The 23078-nt window shown below is 62.6% G+C and carries 24 protein-coding genes; 11 read left to right on the forward strand and 13 right to left on the reverse strand.

Features of this window, described 5'->3' with window-relative positions:
* Positions 1–105: 105 nt before the first annotated feature.
* A complete protein-coding gene (locus VGG51_01240) occupies positions 106–966 on the forward strand; it encodes an aspartyl protease family protein (GenBank protein HEY1881647.1) in 861 nt (286 codons plus the stop codon).
* Positions 963–1538: a hypothetical protein gene (locus VGG51_01245; protein ID HEY1881648.1), complete on the forward strand. Its 576-nt coding sequence runs from the start codon at positions 963–965 to the stop codon at positions 1536–1538. Before VGG51_01240 ends, VGG51_01245 begins: the two co-directional genes overlap by 4 nt.
* 20 nt (positions 1539–1558) lie before the next feature.
* Here VGG51_01245 and VGG51_01250 read toward each other — a convergent pair whose 3' ends face one another.
* The 3 genes from VGG51_01250 to VGG51_01260 form a co-directional block, all read right to left on the reverse strand.
* Positions 1559–2521, reverse strand: a complete 963-nt coding sequence (locus VGG51_01250; protein ID HEY1881649.1) for a hypothetical protein — start codon at positions 2519–2521, stop codon at positions 1559–1561.
* A gap of 69 nt (positions 2522–2590) precedes the next feature.
* Positions 2591–3025, reverse strand: a complete 435-nt coding sequence (locus tag VGG51_01255; GenBank protein ID HEY1881650.1) for an SRPBCC family protein — start codon at positions 3023–3025, stop codon at positions 2591–2593.
* 91 nt (positions 3026–3116) lie between these two features.
* Positions 3117–3929, reverse strand: coding sequence for a retropepsin-like aspartic protease (locus VGG51_01260; protein HEY1881651.1), 813 nt, complete (start codon positions 3927–3929; stop codon positions 3117–3119).
* Positions 3930–4021: 92 nt separating this feature from the next.
* Between VGG51_01260 and VGG51_01265 the strand changes: the two genes are divergently transcribed.
* Complete coding sequence (locus VGG51_01265) at positions 4022–4651, forward strand: GntR family transcriptional regulator (GenBank protein HEY1881652.1); 630 nt, start codon at positions 4022–4024, stop codon at positions 4649–4651.
* Positions 4652–4732: 81 nt separating this feature from the next.
* Here VGG51_01265 and VGG51_01270 read toward each other — a convergent pair whose 3' ends face one another.
* Genes VGG51_01270 through VGG51_01285 form a run of 4 tightly spaced genes read right to left on the reverse strand, consistent with a single transcriptional unit; the run spans position 4733 to position 7266 of the window.
* Positions 4733–5587, reverse strand: coding sequence for an alpha/beta hydrolase (locus tag VGG51_01270; protein ID HEY1881653.1), 855 nt, complete (start codon positions 5585–5587; stop codon positions 4733–4735).
* Between the two features lie 25 nt (positions 5588–5612).
* Entirely contained in the window at positions 5613–6455 is an 843-nt protein-coding gene (locus tag VGG51_01275; GenBank protein HEY1881654.1) for an alpha/beta hydrolase, read from the reverse strand.
* Positions 6456–6478: 23 nt separating this feature from the next.
* Positions 6479–6655 (reverse strand): alpha/beta hydrolase, encoded by a 177-nt coding sequence (locus VGG51_01280; GenBank protein ID HEY1881655.1) that lies wholly within the window; start codon positions 6653–6655, stop codon positions 6479–6481.
* A 17-nt stretch (positions 6656–6672) separates the two neighbouring features.
* Positions 6673–7266: an alpha/beta fold hydrolase gene (locus tag VGG51_01285; GenBank protein HEY1881656.1), complete on the reverse strand. Its 594-nt coding sequence runs from the start codon at positions 7264–7266 to the stop codon at positions 6673–6675.
* Positions 7267–7599: 333 nt separating this feature from the next.
* Here VGG51_01285 and VGG51_01290 point away from each other — a divergent pair, with 333 nt between their 5' ends.
* Both VGG51_01290 and VGG51_01295 read left to right on the forward strand, forming a co-directional pair.
* The gene (locus tag VGG51_01290; GenBank protein ID HEY1881657.1) at positions 7600–8430 is read left to right on the forward strand and encodes a hypothetical protein; all 831 of its coding nucleotides are present in this window, start codon (positions 7600–7602) and stop codon (positions 8428–8430) included.
* Entirely contained in the window at positions 8427–9326 is a 900-nt protein-coding gene (locus VGG51_01295) for an NADP-dependent oxidoreductase (protein ID HEY1881658.1), read from the forward strand. The genes VGG51_01290 and VGG51_01295 overlap by 4 nt, the downstream gene beginning before the upstream one ends.
* A 61-nt stretch (positions 9327–9387) precedes the next feature.
* Here VGG51_01295 and VGG51_01300 read toward each other — a convergent pair whose 3' ends face one another.
* Entirely contained in the window at positions 9388–11649 is a 2262-nt protein-coding gene (locus VGG51_01300) for a penicillin acylase family protein (protein HEY1881659.1), read from the reverse strand.
* Between the two features lie 100 nt (positions 11650–11749).
* On the opposite strand from VGG51_01300, the gene VGG51_01305 reads away from it, so the two are divergent.
* On the forward strand, positions 11750–12922 hold the full coding sequence (locus VGG51_01305; GenBank protein HEY1881660.1) for a serine hydrolase domain-containing protein: 1173 nt from the start codon (positions 11750–11752) through the stop codon (positions 12920–12922).
* On the opposite strand, the gene sigJ is transcribed toward VGG51_01305, so the two are convergent.
* The 4 genes from sigJ to VGG51_01325 form a co-directional block, all read right to left on the reverse strand.
* Positions 12867–13802 carry an RNA polymerase sigma factor SigJ gene (sigJ, locus tag VGG51_01310; protein ID HEY1881661.1) on the reverse strand — a complete coding sequence of 312 codons (936 nt, stop codon included), beginning with the start codon at positions 13800–13802 and terminating at the stop codon, positions 12867–12869. The two genes, VGG51_01305 and sigJ, sit on opposite strands and share 56 nt — an antisense overlap.
* Entirely contained in the window at positions 13799–14344 is a 546-nt protein-coding gene (locus VGG51_01315; GenBank protein ID HEY1881662.1) for a hypothetical protein, read from the reverse strand. Before VGG51_01315 ends, sigJ begins: the two co-directional genes overlap by 4 nt.
* 76 nt (positions 14345–14420) lie before the next feature.
* Positions 14421–15254 (reverse strand): 5'-3' exonuclease H3TH domain-containing protein, encoded by an 834-nt coding sequence (locus VGG51_01320; protein ID HEY1881663.1) that lies wholly within the window; start codon positions 15252–15254, stop codon positions 14421–14423.
* A 611-nt stretch (positions 15255–15865) separates the two neighbouring features.
* A complete protein-coding gene (locus VGG51_01325) occupies positions 15866–16408 on the reverse strand; it encodes a hypothetical protein (protein HEY1881664.1) in 543 nt (180 codons plus the stop codon).
* A 357-nt stretch (positions 16409–16765) separates the two neighbouring features.
* Here VGG51_01325 and VGG51_01330 point away from each other — a divergent pair, with 357 nt between their 5' ends.
* Positions 16766–17959: a serine hydrolase domain-containing protein gene (locus VGG51_01330; GenBank protein ID HEY1881665.1), complete on the forward strand. Its 1194-nt coding sequence runs from the start codon at positions 16766–16768 to the stop codon at positions 17957–17959.
* Between the two features lie 41 nt (positions 17960–18000).
* Here VGG51_01330 and VGG51_01335 read toward each other — a convergent pair whose 3' ends face one another.
* Positions 18001–18780 (reverse strand): serine protease, encoded by a 780-nt coding sequence (locus VGG51_01335; GenBank protein HEY1881666.1) that lies wholly within the window; start codon positions 18778–18780, stop codon positions 18001–18003.
* Between the two features lie 339 nt (positions 18781–19119).
* Between VGG51_01335 and VGG51_01340 the strand changes: the two genes are divergently transcribed.
* From VGG51_01340 to VGG51_01355, 4 genes are all read left to right on the forward strand, one after another.
* Complete coding sequence (locus VGG51_01340) at positions 19120–19968, forward strand: hypothetical protein (protein ID HEY1881667.1); 849 nt, start codon at positions 19120–19122, stop codon at positions 19966–19968.
* A gap of 36 nt (positions 19969–20004) precedes the next feature.
* Positions 20005–20703, forward strand: coding sequence for a hypothetical protein (locus VGG51_01345; protein HEY1881668.1), 699 nt, complete (start codon positions 20005–20007; stop codon positions 20701–20703).
* Positions 20704–20844: 141 nt separating this feature from the next.
* Complete coding sequence (locus VGG51_01350; GenBank protein ID HEY1881669.1) at positions 20845–21474, forward strand: hypothetical protein; 630 nt, start codon at positions 20845–20847, stop codon at positions 21472–21474.
* A gap of 42 nt (positions 21475–21516) precedes the next feature.
* On the forward strand, positions 21517–22911 hold the full coding sequence (locus VGG51_01355) for a selenium-binding family protein (GenBank protein HEY1881670.1): 1395 nt from the start codon (positions 21517–21519) through the stop codon (positions 22909–22911).
* Positions 22912–23078 lie beyond the last annotated feature (167 nt).

The raw sequence follows: 23078 nt of genomic DNA on the forward strand, positions 1-23078 counted from the left end.
ACTTAGCAGTGGTTCGTGTCGTCCTGAGCTTGTCGAAGGATTGTCGAAGGATTGTCGAAAGACGGGTGTGGGTGTCGTGCGGAGCGAAGCCGAAATACGAGACGCGTGACTGCACGCTTGAAAAAAGAACTTGCGCTGTTAGCTCTGGCCGCGCTGATTCCGCTGCGCGCGGCGGCACAGACAGTCGTCCCCTTCACCTTGAGCGGCGGCCTGGTGACGGTAAAGGCAACCGCGAAGGGCTTGCCGCTGACGATGATCGTCGATCTCGGTGCCGGCGTCGACGTCCTGTCGTCGACGGCCGCACGAACGCTCGGCGTCATCGCCACTCGCCGTTACACCAACTGGCGGATGGAAGGCGAACGCGTCGACGCCGATATCGGAACGCTGCCCACGCTCTCCTTGCGAACGCTACAGATTTCCAGCGCGCCGGCCATCATTTGGAGCGGACTCGACGGCAGCGGCATTGACGGCCTAATCTCCGCGACCGCCTTTCGCAGCCAGCCGGTTACGTTCGACTATGCCTCGCAGCAGCTGATTCTCGAAGATGAGGCGTCGTTCGCAAAGCGCACGCGCTCGGCCTCGAAGGTTCCGATCGAACTTGCCGACGATCGCGACATTTCACTCGGGATCTTTGCCTGGTTCGATTTTGGGCGAGGCCAGCGCGGCCTCTGCGAAATCGATACCGGTTCGCAGGGACTCTTCCTCGACAGACGCTTCGCGTCAAAGCTCGGGGTCAACCTTGACGATTCGCGGCTCAAGCGCGTGCAGGGGCCCGCGGGGGAGCGTATTATCGCGACGATCCCACGGGTCGCTCTTGCCGGCGCGCCAACCTCCACGATCGAAACGCCGAAGGCCTTATTTACGAATCTGACCTACGACTGCAACGTCGGCAACGAGTTCTGGCGCGGACGGGCCTTCACGCTCGACATCTCGAACCGCGCGCTCTACCTAGGAGGGCCTTCATGAAACGCTTCGCCGCGGCGGCTTGCGCAGCCGTCGTTCTCGCCGCAATTTCGCCGGGTAGCGCCGCGACGCCCGAGCCGTCGCTCGTCACGTCGACGGCCTACGACAATCACCACGGCTTCGACTTCCTTTTCGGCACCTGGACGACGCACTATCGTATCCTGCGCAAGCGTCTTGCGCACGACAACGTCTGGTACGACTGCTACGGGACGTCGACCATCCGCCCGTTCTGGAACGGCAGCGCGAACCTCGAGGACGGCGACCTGCGCTGCCCGCCGCCCCGCGGTTACACTCACGGAATGACGCTGCGTCTCTACGATGCCGCAACGCATCAGTGGTCGCTTTACTGGGGCACGACGAAGATTGGGCTCGCGCTCCCGCAGCAGGTCGGCCACTTCGATCCCAACGGAGTTGGCCAGTTCTACGCCGACGATACGTGGCACGGCACGCCGGTAATCGTTCGTTTCAAGTGGTGGCTAAAGAGCGGCGACCACCCTCGCTTCGAACAAGCCTTTTCTACCGACCGCGGCCGCACCTGGGAAACAAACTGGACCACCGACTACACCCGAAAATAACGACACGCACGGACCTCGCTTTATTTCGCGGGGCTTAACGCCACCCCAAGAACACCGCCGGTGATTCCATCGGTGATTCGAACGGTCGGCTGCGTCGCCCCTGGGGGAAAAACGACGACGTTGCCGTTCGCGCCTGCATATTCATCGCCGACGAAGAGCGTGCCGTCCGCTCCATAGGCGAGTGCCGTTGGGGTCGTCACACCGCTGGTGAGGGCCATGCGCTCCTTCTTGTAAGGCGGCGGATAGAAGCGGACGCTGTTGAGCTCGGCGTCGGCCACGACGATGTCGTTGTGGGCATCGAGCTTGAGATCTTCGAGAAACGCGCCCGTATTGAGGTCGTTCAGCGGCAGAACCTTACTTTTATTCGCGGCTTTCGGAAACTCGATGACCGACGACTGCGAACCGTAGATCTGCGCGAGGAAAAGGTGCCCCGCAGCATCTTTGGCAAGGCCGTGCGGAACGTACACGCCCGCGGTTAAAATCGTCGATGGGCTCGTCTTTCCCCGCGGGAAGACCGCGATTCCGCCTTCGATCTGCCCCTTCACACCCGCGACCGAAACGTACATCGTGCCTTTAGAGTCGACCATTCCTCCGAACGGCAAGTCGATTCCGTTGGTATAAGACCGGACCAGCTTGTACGTGCGGGGTGCGTACTCCGTAACCGAGCTCGTATACGTCATATCGTTGCCGACGAAGACGTCGCCCTTTGCGTCCGTCCAAATGGCGCCTGGATTCGCCAGCCCTTTAGTGATCTTGCCGATCATCGTCGGGTTCTTCGAATACGCATCGTACAGCGCCACGTAGCTCGCATAGGTCCCATTATTAACGAGCACGTAGAGAGTCTGCCGCGGCGGCTTCGCGTCTCGCGCTCGTGCGGCAGAAGACGCCGCCTGCGGCACGACGCCCTGCGGGCTGGTGCCCAAGCCCGAGCAGCCCGCGATTAGGATTACCGTTCCTAACGAAAGGGAAGTCAGTCGCATCATGCTTCGCGACTTGGAATACCGATGAGCGACCTCCTCCCCGCCTTTATGCGTGTGGTTGCTCGGTTTACTCTAGGGGTTGTCCGCGATCTGCTTTAGGAACGCATCCATGGTGCGCGCAGCGAGTCTTCGACCCACGACGTTATCGAAAAAAAGCCCGAAAAGACCGCCCGGCGGCTCATACGAACCGTCGAGCACGACCTCCGTTTTCTTGCCGCTGGGCCGCACCGTAAGCGTGGCACCAAATGCGGGGAAGCCGCGCCAGGCCGGACGCCACGCAAATGCTACACCCTCGCGATGCGGAGCAATGCTGAGCCAGTCGAACAACAGGTAGTATCGAATCTCGACACTCGCGGTTGATGAGCCCAAAGCCTTTACCTGGAGTTTTGGGTGTTGCGAGAAGAAGTCTTGGAGTCGATCGATCACTACATCCTGAGGCGCACGGATCCGGACCGTGCGGACTATTCGGGCCACCTGTGGATATTTGTCTAGGGACGCTAAAACCACCCCTCACGTTTGGCCATATCGTGGTCGCGCGGTCTAGGTCGGGCTGCACTCACTCAGGATATGAGCCGCGCGCAGCGTTCGAGTTCCCTCTTCAGTGCTCCGGCGCTGGAGTGGGAACGGGATCATGAAGGCGCGCAGTTGGTGTGAGGCCGAGCCGCCCTCGACGCGCGTCGAACGTGAGGATGAAGCGGCGCAGAATCTCCATGCCCACCGCCGGCGGATTGCCCGAGGGCCCCCAGACGTTCGTTATAGCGTACGGACCGATCTGCACGCTCGCGAAGACGCCGGAATAATCCACGTACGGAGTCCCGAGCCCGACGCCCTGTGTGCTCTTCCGTCGCGTCGGCGACTGCCGCACGAGGTCGTCGCTGACTGCATCGTCGGATCCTGTGTCGACCCGCACCCGGTGCGTCGCCGCGACACCGTTGGGAAGTGTAAGTCTCAGGTTGATGAAGAAGCGATCGTTCGTGACGATCAGCGGAATCGTCGCACCAGCCGGACCGCTCGCCACCGGCGTGCCGCGGCAAAACGCGATCGTCTTCGCGTTCGGGTCGATGCGCACGACGTATTCTTTGAAGAAATCTGCTCCCACGAGGCCGTCGATGCGCCGGCTCGTCCCAGTGTGGCTGAGATCGAGAACCCACGGGTCGGCGACGTGAACGCTCGCAGTACCGGCCCGCAACTCGAGCGGCAACGTGTGAAGCAGCTCCGCGCTGCCGCGTCCCACGCCCGACATGCGCGCCGGTTTGATCAGCGGTAAGCCGAGGCGCTTAGCCGCCGCGAGGTCGATGACCGAATGGCGCGCGCCGGTATCGACGTCGAACCATAGCTGCGAGCCGTCGACGAAGACCGGGATGTTAATAAGCCGGTCGTCGGGCCGATAAACGATGCTATCGCAAGGCACGGCCGCCGCCTCCGGAACGCTCCAAGCGAGGAGAAGGAGACATGCCGCCGCGGCCGCTTGACGCATAGTGTAAACATGTATACAATCCATGAATGCCCACTGTCAACGGGGGCGCGCCGATTCGTGGAACCGCCGATCAGATCGCCGAGCGAGTGCGCTCCGATATCGAATCGGGCGAGTTCCCCCCCGGATCCGCCCTCAACCAGATGGAGCTGGCCGAGCGTTTTGGCTTGAGCCGCATTCCGATCCGTGAAGCGCTGCGCGGGCTCGAGGCGGAAGGCTATCTGGTCTACCGGCCCAATAAAGGCGCGGTCGTTTCGCCGCGGCCCAACGGCAGCGAACTGCGCGAGGTCGTCGAGATTCGCGAGTGCTTGGAAGAGCGCATCATGCGGCACGCAGTCGCAGCACTGGGCGATGCCGTTCTCGCGCGCGCCGGCGAGGCGTTAAAAGCGATGAATCGTGCGGCCGGCGAAGCCGAAGTGCGCGGCGCCCACGAGCATTTTCATAAGATGCTGTTCGATGCTGCCGGCCGCCCACGAATGGCGCGAATTATCGGCGAGTGGCGTTTTCACTATCATCTCGAAAAGCAAAAGGCGTTCATCCGCGCCTCGCGCGAGGTTCACGCGAGACTGCTCGATCGCTGTGCGGCAGGCGATGTCGAGGGCGTCGCCGCGTGCGTGCGCGATGAGTACGAGATCATTCGCGGTACGCTCGGCGGCTAACCGTAATCCGAGGCCCAACGCAAAGGCGCCCGCGAAGCCGTGACGGCCCGTGCTTTCGGCTTCGCGGGACCCCGGTTTTACCTAGTTGAGAGAGACCTCCCGGGCGGCGACCGGCGCGCCGAAGAAGGTGAGCAGGTCGGCGTTGACGCGATCCTTCATCGTCGAACAGAGCCCGTGCGGTGCACCCTTGTACACTTCCAAACGCGCATTGGGGATTAGTTTCAGTGAGAGTGGCGCCGAGTCGGCGAACGGAACGATCTGATCGTCGTCACCGTGAATGAGCAGCGTCGGCACGTCGATCTTTTTGAGATCCTCGGTGAAGTCGGTCTCCGAAAACGCTTTGATGCAGTCGTAGCAAGCTTTGAGGCCGGCCAGCATTCCCTGCATCCAGAACGAGTCGCGCAGCCCCTGCGAGACTTTCGCGCCTTCGCGATTCGCACCGTAGAACGGCGCGCTCAAGTCTTTAAAGAACTGCGAGCGATCGGCTTGCACCGAGGCGCGGAGCTGGTCGAAGGCTTCCATCGGTAATCCGCCGGGGTTCGTATCGCTCTTGAGCATGATCGGCGGAACCGCGCCGATCAGAACGGCCTTTGAGACTCGGCTGGTTCCGTGCCGGCCAATATAGCGCGCGACCTCGCCGCCGCCCGTTGAATGGCCGACGTGAATGAAGTCGGGCAGATCGAGCGTGCGTACGAGTTCGTCGACGTCATCGGCGAAGGTATCCATGTCGTTGCCATTCCAGGGCTGGCTCGAACGGCCGTTTCCCCGGCGATCGTGCGCGATGCAGCGAAACCCTCGTGCCGCCAGGAAGAGCATTTGATCCTCCCAGGCGTCGGCATCGAGCGGCCAGCCGTGGCTAAATAATACGGGCTGTCCCGTGCCCCAGTCTTTGTAGTAGAGCTCGGTTCCGTCACGGAGCGTCAGATATGCCATCATGTACCTCTTTCTTTCACATCTTTGGTTAGGTAAGGATCGCTTCGCTGTACGGCGAGGATGCCGTCGGTGAAAGCCCCCACTCGAGCGCGTAATCGGCGACGGCTTCCCAGCCCAGGACGGCGCCGGTGAAGTGTGGGCGTCCGGGAAACTCTTTGAACGCGGTCATCGACGGCGATTCCGCGATGAGATCCCAGGTTTTGCGGGTGTAGTCGGCCGGAACCAAGTGATCCTCGCCGCCGGCGATCAGCAGAATCGGCGGCCGGTCGGCCTTGACGTCGATGCGCGCCGGCGAATGCGGCGCGAAGTTTTCGAACGCGCCCTCGAACAGCACCCGATCCGCGCAAGCAATCGCGTAGCGGTCGTAGAGCTTCTTGCTCTCATCATCGGTGAGCGTATTGGTGAAGGCGTACTGGAATTGTTCGGGCGTCAGCATCGTTGCCTTTGCGATGTTGAAAGGATTGGCCAGCACGGGAGCGGAGCCCTTGAGCGTCGAGAAAGGCAGCTCCAGGACGCCTGCCGGGGCGGTCGGATCGACGCCGACGATCGCGCTGCCGAGGCCGCGGTAGGCAAGCAGCTGTGCGAAGAGGCCGCCGAATGAATGGCCCATAATGATCGGCGGCTCCTCGAGTTTGCGAACGAACGCGTCGAGATAATCGACGATGTTTTCGATGCTCTGCTGCGTGAGCGGTGTGGGATCGGCGCGCAGCTCTTCAACGGTCTTGTCGAGGCCGGGCCAGCCCGGAGTGAAGACCGTAAAACCCCGCGCGCGGTAACGCTCCGTCCAGTTCTCCCAGCTCTGCCAGTTCAGGAACAGGCCGTGGATGAGCACGATCGGGCGCGTGGCGTTGGTTGTAGTATCGTTTGTCATTGTCGTAGGACTCCTAAATGTTGCTAGTGAGACTCCAGAAATTTTGTGAGCGCTGCGATCGTCTGCTGCGGATTCTCTTCCATCAGCCAGTGACCCGTATTCTTGAGAACGATGACGGTAACGTTCTGCGCGACCGTGCGCGCTTGCGCGGCGAGCGCGACGCCATTGCCTTTATCGCCGCCGATCGAGAGAACGGGCATTCGCAGCTTCGTTGCGGCTAGTCGTGCGAAGTCGACGGCGGTCTGCGGAAAGGAATCGAAGTAGGCCCAACCGGCCGCCATGCGCCCGGGCCTGGAGTAGGCTGCGATGTACATGCTGCGGTCGCCAGGCGAGAGCGAATGGTTGGGATCGGCGCAAAATCGTTCCAGTAATAGTCGAAGTACGTTCGTTCGCGGCCGCTTACAAGCGCGAGCGGCGTCGAACCGTGAAAGCGGAAGTGCCAAAGATTGGGACTGTCGTAGATCGCGCGCCAGCCGGTAACGCCGGGTAAGAAGGCGTCCATCAGCGCGAGCCGCTGCACTTCGTGAGGGTACGTTGCGGCATACGCATAAGCGACCATCAGGCCGATGTCGTGGCCCACGACGCTGACCCGCTGGTATCCCAACGCCCGCACGGCATCGCGAACGTGTCGCGCGGCGTTGCTCATGTTCGACCCGCCCGCCGGAATCGCCGAATTGCCGATTCCCGGAAGATCCGGCGCAATCACGGTAAAGTGCTGCGCAAGCGCGGCCGCGAGCGGCTTCCACATACGAGAATCTTCGGCGTAACCGTGAATCAGCACGACCGCAGGGCCGTGTCCACCCGTCGTCACGCTTACGGCAGCGCCGTCGACGTTGATGCTGTGAGTTGTGTAGCCTGGACCAAAATCGACTGGAAAGGCTCGGGCGGCCTGCGGAGACAATAGGGCAGAGACCAAAGTTATCACAGTGAGTGCCGTTTGCTTCATAGGACCACGATAACGCACGGAGCCCGCCGGCGATAGTGGTCCGAGCTACACAAATGCTCACGCATTTCTTCTAGCACTCAATTCTGATGTCACCCTGAGCCGCCGCATGTCACCCCGAGCTTGTCAAAGGGCAGTCGAAGGTTGAAGGGTGACACAACGTGACCAAACGAGTTATGCTGCGAGAGCATGTTCGCAGTATTGACTTTACTACTCGCTGTCGCGTCGCCGGTCGTCTCAGTCGGCTCACAGTACGACTCCGCGCACGTTTACGTCGCACCCGCGGATCTCGATCGGTTTGTTTCGAGCTTCACGGCTACGTTTGGAGGTTCGGCATCAAAGAGGATCGCCTTGACGGTGACGCCGACGCCGAGCCGAACCTGCTGGCGCTTTATTACTTCACCGGTTGGCGCACTCTCGGTCTTTGGCTTTCTCACGCCTATTCCGTATCCGTTCGGAAGCGAGCGAACCGGCTGGCTCGTTACCGGCATGGATACCGCGGTCGCCGCCGCAGAAGCGGCCGGAGCCGCGGTCGTCGTGCAGCCGTTTCCCGATCCCGTCGGCCGCGACACGATCGTCGACTTTCCCGGCGGCTTACGCACGCAGCTCTATTGGCACTTCAAAGCGCCGCACTTCGCCCACCTGGCAAGCATTCCCGATAATCGTTTCTACGTTGCTCCGGCAAGCGCTGATGCGCTCGTGCGATCGCTGCTCGCCTTCAGCCACGGCTCGCTGACAAGCGACGACCGCACGGCGCCCGGCACTGAAGTCGGCTCGCCCGGCGAGACGTACCGCCGTATCCGCCTCACCTCCCCATTTGGTAACTTCGTCTTGCTCGCGACTAGCGGGCAGCTGGCGTATCCCTACGGCCGTGAAACAATGGGCTACCGCGTAAAAGACCTCGACGCCGCGTTGCGAAAGGCCGAGGCTGCCGGCGCCGCCGTCCTCGTCGCGGCGCATCCGTTCGACGGGGGCCGCGAGGCGATGCTTCGGTTCCCCGGCGGGTACATCGTCGAGGTACACGCCTCATGAAGGCAATCGTCATCCACAACTTCGGCGGCATCGACGAGATGCACCTCGAGGAGGTGCCGGTTCCGCAAGCCGGTCCCGATCAAGTGCTCGTGCGCGTTCGTGCGGCGGGCGTTGGACCGTGGGACGCGCTGGTTCGCACCGGCCGCAGTGGCGCAGTTGAAGCGTTACCGCTCACGCTCGGCTCCGACATCGCCGGCACCGTAGAAGGCACGGGCGAAGAGATCTTTGGCCTGACGAATCCTTCGTTTACCGGCGGCTACGCAGAATACGCGGTTGCCTCAAAAGAATCGATCGCAAACAAACCCGCCTCGCTCACGTTCGTCGAGGCCGCCTCAGCGCCGGTGGTGGCCGTCACGGCGTGGCAGATGCTTTTCGACCGTGCAGTGGTCGAGCGCGGACAGACGGTGCTCGTCCAGGGAGCGGCCGGTAATGTTGGTGCGTACGCCGTTCAGCTGGCGCACTGGGCAGGCGCGCGCGTCGTCGCGGTCGCCGACGGCAGAGACGCCGGCTATCTCCGCGAGCTCGGCGCCGAAAAGACGATCGATTATCATACCCAGCGCTTCGAAGACGAGGTCGCCGAGGTCGACGCCGTCATCGATACTGTCGGCGGAGAGACGCAGCGGCGATCGTTGGCCGTCCTCCGGCGCGGGGGCGCACTCGTCTCGAGCGTTTCGCGGCCGCGGGCCGAGCTAGTGCAGCAGTACGGCGTCCGCGGCGACTACTTTATCGTCGAGGTAAGACGCCCGCAGCTGGAACGGATCGCTCGGCTTTTCGACGAGGGCGAATTAAAAGCCGATGTCGGCGTCGTCCTCTCGCTCACAGATGCACGGACCGCGCACGAGATGCTCGCCGGCACGGTTGCGCACCCACGCGGAAAGATCATCCTAAAGCCGTAGCTCGCGCGACGTGTACCGCCGCCGATGCCGAGGCGATATCCCGCCTTGGAGCGCCAGTCGGTTAGCGCGGTGCGAGCAGAAGAACCGCCGCCGTATCTCGCGTCACGGCCGCGCGGCTAAACGGGAGCGCTTCGAGGGCGCCTTTCACCCAGTCGCGCGAGAGATCGGTGTAGTGGCCCGAGCCGGGCTCCCCCGACTCGCCGCTCGGAATCGCGATCCCGCCGCGATCCCAATCGCCGACGTCCCACACGGCGCGGAAGCCCTGCGCGAAACCGGGCTCTTGAAGGTGTATCGTATACTCATCTCCTTCGCCCGGCAGCCACACGCCGTTGAGGAAGTCAAAGTTCATCGGCGAGAGCGGGTGTTCGATGCGCAGGCGGCCGGCCTCGCGCCAATCGCGATGTTCGTCGAAGGCAAAGCGTAAGGCGCCGCCGACGTCTTGGCCCAGCTCGAAGGGCGCGCCGGCGGAGTCGCGCAGCTCGTCCAAACGCGCGCCCAGCGCCGAATCGTCATCGAAAAGTTCCAGCCGGAGCGTATGTTCGAGCGCGGCCGCTTCGGAGTTTGGCGAATAGCGCCCGTTCCAGCGTTCGAGCAGCGCCAGCGCGTCGCGGTCGCTCGGCTCGTCAGGGCGCCTGCGCGCCAGGCGCACGACGTCGCGCGCGATTTCCAGATCGATCGGCGAGAGCGTATCGAGTTGGATGCGCGCGAAGTACGCCGCGTCGTACCGGCGGCGTTGGTGCATCAGCTGCGCGATGCGATAGGCGCGGTACGGCGGCTCGAATTGCGCGGAGAGACGATACGGATAGCCGGCGCGATACGCCTTGTTGTTTGCCGATAGGAAAATTGCATTGCGCGACGCCGCGCGCTGCGGCAGCCGCACGAACGGCACCGGCGCGTACGCGCGGCGAAAGTCGCGCGCCTTGTGCACGTAACGTCCCCAGGCCGGATCGTCGGGAACCAGGCCCGCAACGTGCCAGGCTACCCGTCCGCTGCGATCGGCGAGGAGAAAGTTTTGCGGCGATCCGCGGTACTGCGCCAGCGCCCGCAGCCCCTCGCCGATAGTCCGCGCGCGATCGAGCGCGAAGACGGTAGCAATCGTCGACTGTCGCTGCGAATAGATCGGCCAGCGGACGAGCGCGATCTCCGAAGGATCGTTCTCGTTCGGCACCGAGAATTCGCCGGAGGTTCGGTAGTATGGCACGTGCACGTCCTGCGCGAAGCGGACGCCGAACCGCTCCGTAACCCAAAATGACTTGTTGAGATGCCCCGCCTCAAAGACGCTCGTCGTCGCCATCTCGCCGTTGGTCGAGGCCCACGCCAGGCTCTCGTTATGCCCGAGCACGATCCCGGGAAATCCGGGAATCGTTGCCCCCGCGGCGTGCACTTGCGGCGACTGCAGGTCGACGAGATACCAAATTCCCGGAATCGTGAGGTCGAGATGCGGATCGTTGGCGAGCAGTGCCCGCCTATCGCTGCTGCGCGCCGCGCCGGCCGCCCACGCGTTGCTGCCGATCGCGCGGTGCTGGGGTCGCGCCGCAAGCGTCGACATCTCGCACTCGCGTGGCACAGGGCGCGCGCCTCTGTCGTCGCGTCTACCGTCGATCGTCACGTCGTACCGTGCATCGGAGAGCGGAAAGGTCGCAGCAAAACAGCTCGGGTCGCGATGCCGCCAGACCGCGTCGCGCGCAAAGACGGCGTGCCACGGATCGGCAAGCTCGAGCGAGGCAACGAGCGAAACGGCGAGCGAGTCCTTCGGGGTCCACGGATCCGGATGGTAGAGTAGAATACGAAATTCAATTGGAAGTGGCTGCGCCCCGGCCGCCGCATTGACGCCGTCGCTGAAGGCCGCGAGCGCCGCCCGATCGCGCGGTGACATGGCCCGCAGTTGTCGTGCCGCGATCGCGCTGATGTCGACCGCGCGCTGCATACGGTCGTAGAGCAGCGCTTTCGCGCCGAGGATCTCCGCGAGCCGGCCGTAGGCATACCGGCGTGTCAGATCGAGTTGGAAAAGCCGGTCCGATCCCTCGACATAGCCTTCGGCAAAGTAGAGATCGTGTTCGTTACGGGCCCGGATATGCGGAATATCGCGCCGGTCGCGGACGACCGTGACCGTAGCCCACAACCCTCCCGCCACGATGCGGCCGTGGGTTGTCGCCGTGTTATGCAGGCCAATCGCCAGATTCACACCGTAGGCGAAGAGCAGCGTCGCAGCGCAGACGGCGAAGGCGAGGGCGTGGCGCCGCAGCGTGCGGCCGAGCGCGCCGATCAACGCCGGGTCGGCGGTTTGTGCGAGCCTCGGGTCGGGCCGTTCGAAAAACCCCACGGCGAGTATTTCAGCGTCTCGGGCCGTGGCCCCGTGACGCGCTGATCTTGAGCTTGTTTAAGGGACAGGCTCGCTTCGCGGTTACGCGAACGAGGCGGCCATGAGCAGATTTTCAATCGCTGCCTTGGCAGCGGCCTTCGTTGTATGTCTTTTTCCGCACCCCGCCGGCAGCGCGAGCGCGGCGCCATCGGTAAACAGCGCATCGGTCCAGGCCGCGATCGTCGCGGCGGTCGAAAAGGATCGCAAGCTCTTCGGCGGCAAGACGCCGGTGCCGGGACTCCTAATTGGCGTGTGGGACAGTCAAGGGAACGCTTACGTGCATGGCTTCGGCTACGCCGATGTCGCGACGAAGCGGACGATGTCGGCCGCCGACCACTTTCGCATCGGCAGCAACACGAAAACATTCGTCGTCGGCGTACTTTTGCAGTTGGTCGACGAAGGCAAGCTGAGCCTCGACGATCCTCTGTCTCGCTTTTCGCTCGGCGTGACGGTTCCCAACGCGCAAAACATCACCGTCCGCGAGCTTTGCGACATGCGCAGCGGCCTCTTTGAGGCTTACAGCACGCCCCAAGTCAACAAGGTGAACTTCAAGGTAGGCACGACCTACGACCCGCGCACGTTCATCCGCTGGGCCGTCGAGCAGAAGCCGTACTTCGCGCCGAACAAAGGCTATAAATACAGCAACACCAACTATCTGCTGCTCGGGCTGATCGTCGAATCGCTCACGCACGATACGGTCGGCGACCAGATCACCAAGCGGATCATCCAGCCCTTCGGCCTCACGCACACGAGCTATCCGACGGATGAAGCGATGCCCGACCCGTGGGCCCACGGCTACGCCCTCGATAAACAGAAGAACTGGGAAGACGTCAGCAACACGGTTCCCGTTTCGCTGATGGGCGCGGCTGGCTGCATGATTTCGGATATGGCCGATATCCGCACCTGGATCATCGCGTACGTAACCGGCAAAGTCAGCAAACCCGCGACCTACAAACAGCTGATGAACGCGATTCCGACCGGCGACGGCAACCTTTCGTTCGGGCTCGCGCTCGGCGAGAGCGCTGGGTGGTACGGCTACACCGGCGGCTTACCAGGGTACAACACCGCCGACTACTACTTTCCCGCCAATCGCACGTTCGTCGTGGCGTGGGTGCCGCTCCAGTCCGATAAGCCGCAGCCGGGCGTCGCCAACACGATCTTTCACGATATCGCCAAGGTCATGACGCCGAACAACGTCCCCTTCCAAATGACCGCGGGGAAATCCGGGCTGTAGTAGGACTCGCGGTAACCCCTCTGAATTTTTCCGGATTCCGCACGACGTACATCGCGGCAACCAGCCCATCGACGATCTCCAAAGCGATGACGTCCTGCATCCCGTCCTTGTTGAAAGTGAGGATGCCCGGCAGGCCGTTGAGCATCACGAGCTCCGTCCGCAGGATCTGCCGCCAGCCCTTCTCTTTCAAGCCGAAGAGCAGACGGGTCACGCGCTCGCGTCCGACCAGCGGAGCCGCAGCCGCCGGAACCTTACCGCCTCCGTCGCTGGTGAAGACGACGTCCTCGGTGAGCAGCTGCGCGAGCAGCGCCGGATCGTCGTTTTGCAGCGCTGCGAGAAACGCGTCGCGCACGCGCCGCAGCTCGGCAGGATCGGTGCGTGAGTGGCGGCTCGAATCGCGCACGTGCTCGCGGGCACGCGACGCAAGTTTGCGCACCGCCGGCTCGGCCCGCCCCAGCGTCGACGCTACTTCGTCGAACGGCACGTCGAGCACGTCGTGCAGCAGAAACGCCGCCCGTTCGAGCGGCGCCAGACGTTCGAGTGCCAGCAGCAGCGCGAATGAAATGTCGTCGGCCATCGTCGCCGCCGCCTCGGGATTCTCGTTACCCTCGGAAATGACCGGTTCCGGAAGCCACGGGCCAACGTAAACCTCCCGCTTCGCGCGCGCCGAGCGCAGACGGTCGAGGCAGAGGCGCGTAACGATCGTCCGCGCGAGCGCGTGCTCGTCCTCGACCTGCGTCGAGTCGAGCGCTGCGCTCCAGCGCAAGTACGCATCCTGCGCGACGTCCTCGGCCTCGCCGTACTCGCCCAGCATCCGGTACGCGTGTCGCACGAGTTCCGGGCGCAGGGTCTCGAAGCGCTCGGCGCGCTGGTCGATCATGCGTACTGCGGATGCGGCAGCGGAACGGTTTCGGTGCCGATCTTGACGCGCACGCACGCGTGCCCGTGACCGATGGCGTATTTGAACGCCGGATACGATTGCGCGCCGACGATACCATACGCGAGCGAGACGAGGCCTGCCCGGCCCCAGCGCTTCAGTATCTCGGCGCGCGCTTCCTCACCCGTACCATCGCGTGCGATCGTGCTCAGAGCCAGCTCGATGCCGAGCAGCGCTTCCTTTGAACAGTTAGCGTAGTCACGCTCTAGGATTGCCCGAATCAGCTCGGGCTTGATCTCCTTTTCGGCCATCTTCACTCCGAGCTGCAGACACGGCCCGCAGTCCGCAGCCTTGCCCGCTGTCAGCGCTGCGGCGTACCACGCGTCGGCCGGCACTTTGCGGTAGCTTCCCAGTCTCTGGAGCGCCTGCATCGGCATTACCGCTCCCACGCCGGCTTCGTCCACGATCTCCGCCATATACCCGGTGTCGTAGTCCCACTTGCGCCCGAACGACTCCAGCTGTTTCTTGACCAACCACTTGAACATGTATCTGTTCCTCCTACCCCTAGACGGGGATCCCCGCCGAATTGTGACCTCTGCAGGCAGCGGGCGGGTGAGGCAGTTAGCGGGCGCGAGCTCGCGCGGCCTTCGTAACGCGCGCAAGCAGATCGGCGGCGTCGAGTCGCTCGCACACCGCGGGAAATTCGGCGGAAGGTCCGCGCCACTCCAACTCGTCCACGTTCGTGAAGAGCTTTGCGTCGCTCCGAAGGGTTGCCAGTCCCTTGAATAGCACCGCGAGAGCGCGGCGGTCACCGAGCTCTTGCGGCGGGAAGAGCTCGATCGCGCCAAAACGTGTCAGCAGCGCCGCCGCGCCCTTCGGTCCGATACCCGCGATGCCGGGAAAGCCATCGGCGGCATCGCCGACGAGCGCAAGATAATCCGGTATCAGCTCGGGATCTACCCCAAACTTTGCGCGGACGCCGTCAGCGTTGCGGACGGCTTTGCTCCTGCGGTCGACCTGCACGATGCGATCCCCGCGGACGCATTGCGCAAGATCTTTGTCCGGCGTCCAAATGCAAACTTTCTCTACACGAGAGTCCTGCGAGGCGATTGCGGCCGCGGAGGCCAGCGCATCATCGGCCTCGAGCTCGATCATCGCCCAAACGGCAATACCCATGGCGCGCAGCGCGTCCTCGAGCGGCTCGAACTGCGCCGAAAGCTGGGGATCGACTCCATCTCCGGTTTTGTACCCGCTCCAAAGCTCGTTGCGGAAGGATTCGATCACATGATCGGTGGCAACGCCTACGTGTGTAGCACCCTCGACGATCATTTGCTGCACGGTGTTGAGTACTCCGACAACCGCTCCGAATCGCCGCTGCTTCCCATCGGTGAAGCGACGCAATCCGTAAAAGTGGCGGAAGAGCTCGTAGGTTCCGTCGATCAGATGAACGATCACGCTCGAATGAGGTTCGGCTGCGCAATGGCAGCGCCCCTTGTCTACCCGTCGAGCGGAGCCTTTGTTCGCTTTGTTTGGGTGCCCTGCGAATGTGGGATGAGTGAGCATGTGCGGCTCGGGGCTGCTGTGGAGCTACAATGCGCAGAGCGCACGTGAAGCGCTCGCCCAAAGACCGCGCTTCCTCGCGGCCGTTCGCGGCCACACCGGTTGGAGCTTAGACGATCTGGCTGCCAAGGTGATCTTCACGGAGCTGATCGGGAACGTTGTTCGTCACGCACCGGGAGCCGTAGATGTTAGGCTGCGGTGCGACGGACGGAGCGTGCTTCTTGACGTTTCCGATTGCGGATCCGGGTTTAGACTGACGCCACGCCTGCCGCCGGCACTCGCCGAACATGGCCGCGGCCTGTTCCTCGTCGCGCAATTTGCCACCAGAATGTCGGTTGAGGCGAACCCAAACGGGGGCGCGAAAGTCATCGCCGAGCTTCCCAGGGCGCGGCGTTGGGTTTAAAACCCCCGTCGAGAAATTAACCATGCTCTCAAGCCCTTAGCGCGGATGCGAGTAGGGGATCGGCCCAAGCCCATCCCCTTTCGCTGGTTCGGAAAATCCTCGATCAGCGGATGTTTTCCGCGCTAACCTCGCCGGCATAGTCGACGTCGCGAGATCCGAGCGCCTTGCGTACCTCGGCGCGATGTTCTTTCGTTTTCGGGCGAACGGCGACGAGAATGCCGCCCTCGCGCAGGCCCTTCTCATAGTCCTTCGCGCGTTTCTCGCCGATACCGACGCCGATGAGTCCGCCGACGATGCCGCCGCCCGCCGCGCCGGCTCCCAATCCGGCTAGCGCCGCCGCTAAAGGCCCCACAACCAACGGCGTGGCCAATCCGCCCGTGCCGGCGATTGCTGCTACGCTGCCGGTTGCCGTAAGCCCGGCCACGATTGCGCCGAGGACGCCTCCGATAGTGGCCCCGGCGGCAATACCTTCGCTGCCTTTCGCATTGACGACCGCGGAAAACGCCTTCTCGCGCGTTTTGTCGTCCATCATCACGCTGATCTCATCGCGGCCGTACCCGAGTCCGTGCAGCCGGTCTACCGCCGCGCCGGCCGGCTCTCGATCGTAGTATATTTCGGATTCGAATTCATCGTTTGAATCGTACATGGAGCCCTCTCTTTCGAGGCGCTTTCTACCCTTCGTACTGCACGATAAAACGAAGCATCGTCGTGGTTAGAAACGTCGATTTTGCGGTAGCGCGATCGAAAAAGGCGCTCCCGAACCCGATTTAATTGCGGTGCAGACCACAGTCGGGTTCGCGGCCCGAAGTCACGAGCAACGCGCGACCGCAGTAGCGGCAGAAAGCGAACTCCGCTTCGCCCCCGGGGAGGTCCTCCGGCCGCACGTACTCGTTTGGGTCAAAATCCATAAGAGGTTAGGGTATCACGGCTGTCAAGCCAATGTGAGGAGCACGAAGCCGCCCGGCGCGGGATTCATCTAGGTTTTCGCCAACGCATGCCGCCTATGCTACGTACAATTGCCCTTGCGCTCGCGACGCTGTTGCTCGCTGCGCCGGCCTCGGCGGCGAGCCCATCCACGGCAACGCTCAAAGCCGCGCTTGCGCGCGACGTCGATCAATATCTCGCGACGCGCTCGAAGATCGAACATCTCTCGGCGATCTCGCTCAGCGTCAGCCTCAAGGGATCGAGCGATTACATCAACGTCACGGCCGGACGAATGCAGTACGGCGGCGGCGATCCGATCACGCCCGACAACATTTTTCAGATCGGCAGCAACACAAAAGCCTTTACCTCGGTCGCGATTCTGCAGCTCGAGGCCGAAGGAAAGTTGAACATCGATCAGCCGCTTGGAAAGTGGCTTCCGCAGTATCCCGCCTGGAAGAACGTCACAATCCGCCGGCTGCTCAGCATGACCAGCGGCATCCCGAGCTACGATAACGTCGATGAGATGCTTGCCGCCTATGCGAAGACTCCCAAGCGCCACTTCACGGTCCCCGAGCTGATCGCGTACGCCTACCCGACCAATGCGAAAGCGCCGAAACCGACCACCGGATACTCGTACTCGAATACGAACTATCTGCTCGCCGAGCTAATCGTTGAAAAAGCATCGGGCGATACGTTCCCGAACCAGCTGGATAAGCGCTTTTTCCACGGCGGCCCCAATTTGAACAACACCTTTTACGCGCCTAGCCAGTACCCGGCCGACGTATTAGCGCGCCTGCCTGCCGGCTACTTCGTGAACACCGATCCCGATAACAAGCCGCTCTTTCCGCTGCTGGGAACCAACGTGAGCCTCGACAGCCTCTCGTGGATGCAAGGCGCCGGCGGAATCTCCGCGACGATGCAAGACCTTGCGCGCTGGGCGCGCGACCTCTATACCGGCCCGGTGCTCGCACCAAAGCAGCGCGCCGAAATGGAGAGCCTCGTCTCGACGAAGACGGGCAAGCCGCTCGCCAAAGTCTCCGCCGACGATCCGCGCGGTTTCGGTCTGGGCGTCGCGCAGATGATGCTCCCGGATATCGGCCCGATCTGGTTCTACGAAGGCGAGAGCCTCGGCTTCCGCACCGTGCACTTCTACGACCCGGCAACCGGCGTCATCGCCACGTTCTCGTTCAATAGCCGCCCGCCGGCGAAGGAAGACGGTGCCGGAAAGCTCGCGAGCGCGATCTTCAAGACGCTCAAGAGCGCCGGAATCTAAGAGCGCGTACCGGTCGAGAAATAACGCGCCGCTGTAAAGAGCTACACTTGGTGAGCAACGTTATGCCGGGTTAGGAACCCGTCGATGAAGCCCGCCGTCTGCGCGAACGTCAACCCGTCGTACCGGCAGCTGCCCTGAGTAGATGTTTCGCACGTCCCGGCTTGGAGGACGATCCCGACGACGCGGCCGTCGGCTGCGTAAAGTGCACTTCCGCTGGCCCCGTACCAAGCGCCTTTATCGACTAGAAGAAAGCGCTGGTGATTCTCCCAGAAATACCCTGCCACAATGCCGACCGAGGTAATTGGATGCACGTTGTTGAGAGCGAAACTCGTAAATGCGACGGCAGTCCCCTCCGGCTTCGTCTCTATGTCGAACGCAACGGTCTCCAAGGGCGTGTGGATCGCAGGATCGCTGAACGGATTGGCGACGAGGTGGCAGACGGCGATGTCGAGGCCTGCGTCCTGATCGCAGGACGAGATCCGATACCACTTCGCGTCGACGGTCTCGTCGGTAAAAGACCATGCAGAGCGCGGCACATAAATTGCCGGAATACACCCGCCAAGGGCGGCGACCACATGCTGCGCAGTTACTATATCGCCGCGGCGGTTGACGAAGAAGCCGCTCCCGTTTATATTCAGGATGCCGATTTTGCCCGCAACGTCCGTGGCGCACGCGATCGGAACGGAGGCTCGAGCCATTCTGTCGATGGCCGCATATGGGAACAGCCCTTCTTCGCTTGCCGTTGGAGCCGGGTTGGCCGAAGCCCGCGTTCCGCCACAGGCCGATACACTGTCGAGGAGCGCAAGGAATAAGAGGGCCATAATCGATCGCTTAGCCATTTCTCTTCTCCGCTAATTGCAGGGCGTCGTGTGGTGCGATCCTTTGGGCGGCCAAGGACAGCCTCCTACCCATGCACGGAGCTTCGCCGATCCTGCATTCTTAATGCGAACGGCGACCCCGCTGCGCGTACGGGGCGGATGAAAAGACTCGATTATCCGGTCGCGGAGCGGCAAGCCGGAAGGTGATCTTACCGGCGGAGCCCAAGTGGGGAGCCGGAGATTTCAACCGTGCAAGGAGTACTGTAGATGAATGGTTTTGGCTTTAGCCAACGCGCGTTAATCATTTTTACCGCAGGTGCTTTGCTGGCCGGCTGCGGCCAAATGCAACCACCGGCGAGCGCCCCTCAAGGGGAGCCGAACGGCTTCAACGGGTCGTCCTGGGTTCGTGCCAATGCCAAGACCGGCTCGCTTCTGTACGTCTCCGACGGAAGCACGTCCGTTTACGTCTATAGTTATCCGCAACTCAAGTTGACGAGTACGCTTAAGGGATTCTCGCAACCGCTGGGCGAGTGTGTAAATAAAAACGGTGACGTCTGGATCGCAAACTTCGGTGCCCAAGAGATGGACGAGTACGCGCACGGGAGCACGAAACGGATGGCGACGCTCAAGACCGATACCGATCACACGCCGTACGGTTGTTCGGTTAACCCGAAAACCAACGATCTCGCTGTCTCAACGTGGCGCGGAGGCTCGGGGCCGGGCTACCTTTCGATCTACAAGCAGTCTAAGGGCACTCCGAAGACGTACTCCGATTCGGCATTCGTCTACGCGCTTTTTCCCGGCTACGACGGTAAGGGGAATGTGTTTCTCGACGGCCTCGCGACCGGCAGCGCTTTCCGTTACGCCGAACTTCCCAGCGGCAAGACCAAGCTCGTCGCGGTGTCGCTTAAGCAAAGTATCGGGTACCCCGGCGAGGTCCAGTTCGATGGAAAATACGTCACGGTCGGCGACCAGACCGCACGTGCGATCTATCGGACGACGGGCGGAAAGGTCGATGGAAAGACCACGCTTGGCGGCTCGGGGACGCTCTACGGCTATTTCATTGCCGGTAAGACGGTCTTCGGGGTCGACACGTACGGTTTGGGCGTCTACAACTATCCTGGCGGCGGATCGCCGACGAACTCGGTATCGATCGCCCATCCCTCCGATGTCGTGCTAAGCGCTAAATAGTCGTCGCCGCTGCCGTTGCGCACGAGCCGCCATCACGTGAAGCGTTCTGCCTTAACCGCACTCGTCGCGGGGGGCGCCCTGACGGCCGTACTCGCCATCGCGCACGCCCGGGCGGCGACCGCGTATACCGCGCCCGATATCCAAACGACGACCCGCGACCACATGCAGATGACCTTGCACGGCCCACAGCAGCCCGGCGATTCGGCACGCGCCGATGCGATCGTGGCGGCGGCGCGTAAGGTGATGGCGCAGTATCCGACGGTCGAGGCGGCGGAGAATGCCGGTTTCAAGAAGTTTCTCCCGAAGATCCCGCTGCCGATCGAGCACTACACGAACCGCTCCTATGCGGTCGAAGCGTACATCGGTGAGTTTGACCCGATGCATCCGACATCGCTAATCTTCAAGCGGAGCGGCGACACGCTGCAGATCGTCGGCGTGATGTACACGGCCTCAAACTCCGCCGATCGCGAAGTCCTTGATTCGCGCGTGCCGTTGAGCTACGGAACGTGGCATCGCCACGTCGATTTCTGCAAGGCGCCGGCGGGGACGCCGCTTGCCGAGCGCGCATGGGTCCCGGCGCGCGCTTCGGCTTCAAAGGCTCGATCGAAGCAAAAGACGCCTGCACGAAGGCGGGCGGCACGTTCATTCCGGTCGTTTTCGGTTGGATGGTACACGTTTGGCCGAACGAAAAGACCCGCGCGGGAATCTGGGCCGTGGACGCTCACGACAGCATGAGCATGAGCGTCCACGACAATATGTAGCTTAGGGAGCGACTGAAAGCCCGAGCGGTCCGTCGAGTCCTGTCTTCGACCCGCCGATCGAGGTCGCCGAACCGCGTTCGCCAGGACTTAGCATCCGGCTTCAAAAGGCCGCTGCGTGAGCGATCGCTACGTCTGGCTCGCGCTCTTTTTGCTCGGCTGTTATCACGGCCTCAACCCAGGTATGGGCTGGCTCTTCGCGGTCGCGCTCGGTTTTCAGGAGAAGCGCGCGAGCGCCGTCCTTCGGGCAATCGTGCCGCTGACGCTCGGGCACGTTGTCTCGGTCGCCAGCATCGTCGTGGTCGCAACCTTCGCTGACGCGGAGTTCCCGCACAACGCCGTGCACTACACGGCCGCCGCGGTTCTCATCGGTTTCGGCGTCTACCGGCTCGTTCGCGCTCGCCATATCCGCTGGGTCGGCATGCGCGTCGGATTCTGGGGGCTCGTTCTCTGGGGATTCTTGATGTCGAGCGCGCACGGCGCCGGTTTGATGCTGCTGCCGTTCGTGACGTCCGCGCACGCGAGCGCGCCCTCGATGCCGATGCCCGGCGTGGCGCACGGGCCGTACGCCGTCGCCTGGCTGATGGTGGCCGTGCATACGCTTGGGTACCTGCTGACGACGACGGGGGTGGCGCTGCTTGTCTATACGAAGGTTGGGGTCCGGTTTTTGCGCGTCGGCTGGCTTAACTTGGATCTCGTTTGGGCGATTGCGCTGATCCTGACCGGCCTCATCGCTCTCCTGACCTAAATTAAAAAAGGAGACCTAGGTCAACAAAACGGAGTAGCCCGCATGCAGCTCAAGCCAGACCCCACCTTTTACGCCTCCCCGAAGGACGCCATGAAAGCACCGCCCGAGGCGCTCGCCTACGTGGCCCTGCTGAGCGCGACCGGCAACGGCGTGCCCGATCGGCTTGCCGTCGTCGATACCGATCCGTCCTCGCCCCGATACGCAACCGAAGTCGGCGGCGTGGACCTTCCGAACACCGGCGACGAGCTGCATCACTTCGGATGGAACGCGTGCAGTGCCGCGCTCTGTCCGTTCGCACCGCATCCGCACGTCGAGCGGCGTTACCTGATCGTGCCGGGCCTGCGCTCCTCGCGCATCTACGTCATCGATACGAAGCCGAACCCGGCGCAACCGCGCATCACCAAAATCATCGAGCCCGAAGAAATCATCGCAAAGGCCGGTTACACGCGCCCGCACACGGTGCACTGCGGCCCCGACGCGATCTACGTCAGTGCACTCGGCAACGCCGAGGGCGACGGCCCGGGCGGTATCTTCAAGCTCGATTGCGATACCTTCGACGTAATCGGCCCGTGGGAAGTCGATCGCGGCCCGCAGTATCTCGCGTACGATTTCTGGTGGCACCTCACGCACGACGCGCTGATCAGCAGCGAATGGGGCACGCCGAAGATGCTTGAGAATGGTCTCAACGCGGAGATGCTGCTGGCCGGCAAATACGGCCATCAGCTCCACTTCTGGGATCTGCGCACGCGTAAGCACAAGCAGAGCATCGATCTCGGACCCGAGCAGCAGATGGTGCTCGAGCTGCGGCCGTCGCACGATCCGGCGAACACCTATGGATTCGCCGGCGTCGTCGTCTCACTCAAAGACTTGTCGAGCTCGATCTGGCTTTGGCATCGCAAAAACGGCGAGTGGGCCGCGCAGAAGGTAATCGAGATTCCGGCGGAACCGGCCGATCCCGCGCAGCTGCCCGACCTGCTCAAAGGCTTCTCGGCGGTGCCGCCGCTGCTGAGCGATATTGATCTGTCCGTCGACGACCGCTACCTTTATGCTTCGTGCTGGGGAACCGGCGAGATGCGCCAGTACGACGTCAGCGATCCCTTCCATCCCGAGCTCGTCGGCTCGGTGCACATCGGCGGCATCGCTCGCCGCGCGCCGCACCCCGCAAAACCCGATAAAGCCCTCGCGGGCGGCCCGCAGATGGTCGAGGTCAGCCGCGACGGCAAGCGCGTCTACTTCACCAACTCGCTCTATCGCGCGTGGGACGATCAGTTTTATCCCGACGGCGTGAAGAGCTGGATGGTGAAACTCGACGTTGCGGGCGACGGTGTGATGAGCTTCGATAAGAAGTTCTACTTTGAGTCGGCAGACGCGCATCGCGTACATCAAGTCCGCCTTGCGGGCGGCGACGCTTCGTCGGACTCATACTGCTACTCTTAGGCTAGTCGAAGAAAATGTCATCCTGAGCTAGTGTAGTGAGTTAGAAGTTCGTTCGCAAACCTTTACCACTTTATCCAGGATCATGTCGGCGGTAGCGGTCCACACGAACGGTTTGGGGTTCTTGTTACGTTGTCGGACGTAGGCGGGGATTTCCCGCTCGAGTTGCG

It is taken from the genome of Candidatus Cybelea sp. (genome assembly GCA_036489315.1).
Classification (GTDB): Bacteria; Vulcanimicrobiota; Vulcanimicrobiia; order Vulcanimicrobiales; family Vulcanimicrobiaceae; genus Cybelea.

Bases quoted from the DNA above. Each gene is read 5' to 3' on its own strand.
- VGG51_01245 (HEY1881648.1), top strand. From the start codon at position 963: ATGAAACGCTTCGCCGCGGCGGCTTGCGCAGCCGTCGTTCTCGCCGCA.
- VGG51_01250 (HEY1881649.1), bottom strand. From the start codon at position 2,521: ATGATGCGACTGACTTCCCTTTCGTTAGGAACGGTAATCCTAATCGCG.
- VGG51_01265 (HEY1881652.1), top strand. From the start codon at position 4,022: ATGCCCACTGTCAACGGGGGCGCGCCGATTCGTGGAACCGCCGATCAG.
- VGG51_01270 (HEY1881653.1), bottom strand. From the start codon at position 5,587: ATGATGGCATATCTGACGCTCCGTGACGGAACCGAGCTCTACTACAAA.
- VGG51_01275 (HEY1881654.1), bottom strand. From the start codon at position 6,455: ATGACAAACGATACTACAACCAACGCCACGCGCCCGATCGTGCTCATC.
- VGG51_01280 (HEY1881655.1), bottom strand. From the start codon at position 6,655: ATGCCCGTTCTCTCGATCGGCGGCGATAAAGGCAATGGCGTCGCGCTC.
- VGG51_01295 (HEY1881658.1), top strand. From the start codon at position 8,427: ATGAAGGCAATCGTCATCCACAACTTCGGCGGCATCGACGAGATGCAC.
- VGG51_01305 (HEY1881660.1), top strand. From the start codon at position 11,750: ATGAGCAGATTTTCAATCGCTGCCTTGGCAGCGGCCTTCGTTGTATGT.
- sigJ (HEY1881661.1), bottom strand. From the start codon at position 13,802: ATGATCGACCAGCGCGCCGAGCGCTTCGAGACCCTGCGCCCGGAACTC.
- VGG51_01315 (HEY1881662.1), bottom strand. From the start codon at position 14,344: ATGTTCAAGTGGTTGGTCAAGAAACAGCTGGAGTCGTTCGGGCGCAAG.
- VGG51_01325 (HEY1881664.1), bottom strand. From the start codon at position 16,408: ATGTACGATTCAAACGATGAATTCGAATCCGAAATATACTACGATCGA.
- VGG51_01330 (HEY1881665.1), top strand. From the start codon at position 16,766: ATGCTACGTACAATTGCCCTTGCGCTCGCGACGCTGTTGCTCGCTGCG.
- VGG51_01335 (HEY1881666.1), bottom strand. From the start codon at position 18,780: ATGGCCCTCTTATTCCTTGCGCTCCTCGACAGTGTATCGGCCTGTGGC.
- VGG51_01340 (HEY1881667.1), top strand. From the start codon at position 19,120: ATGCAACCACCGGCGAGCGCCCCTCAAGGGGAGCCGAACGGCTTCAAC.
- VGG51_01355 (HEY1881670.1), top strand. From the start codon at position 21,517: ATGCAGCTCAAGCCAGACCCCACCTTTTACGCCTCCCCGAAGGACGCC.